Origin of the sequence: Pseudomonas sp. EL_65y_Pfl1_R83 (assembly GCF_963970695.1) — a bacterium.
In the GTDB taxonomy this organism is placed as follows: domain Bacteria; phylum Pseudomonadota; class Gammaproteobacteria; order Pseudomonadales; family Pseudomonadaceae; genus Aquipseudomonas; species Aquipseudomonas tritici.
In genome coordinates this window covers 1-292 of sequence record NZ_CAXAQI010000533.1, presented here as the reverse complement: position 1 = coordinate 292, position 292 = coordinate 1, and the positions used below count along the sequence as shown (strand labels likewise).

Annotated in this window: 1 protein-coding gene; it reads left to right on the top strand. The window is 57.5% G+C overall.

Annotated elements, in window-relative coordinates; translation table 11 throughout:
* Positions 1-292: hypothetical protein (locus tag AACY08_RS30205; RefSeq protein ID WP_339472751.1), on the top strand; the 292-nt coding region annotated here is incomplete at both ends.

The following is a 292-nucleotide window of genomic DNA, read 5'->3' as shown; positions in this document are numbered from 1 at the left end:
GTGACTCGGTGGTGTGGACGGATCATGAGAATCGGTCGACTACCCTGCCCTTGCCTTCTGTTTCTCGGCCCGAGATCACCAACAGTCTTGCCGAAGCGGCGATCTACTTGGGGTCTTTGCCTGATGAGTTGGTGCTGGCTCAGGCATCGCGTTTCTACCATTTTCGCGACGGTGTGCTGACAGCGATCAGCGATGCGTATGACAACCGGCTGCGTATTTTCCGTAACTACCTGGGGCAGATCGAGCGGCTGGACAACGGCGGCGGGCGCTCGTTGTTTTTGCGCTATGCATC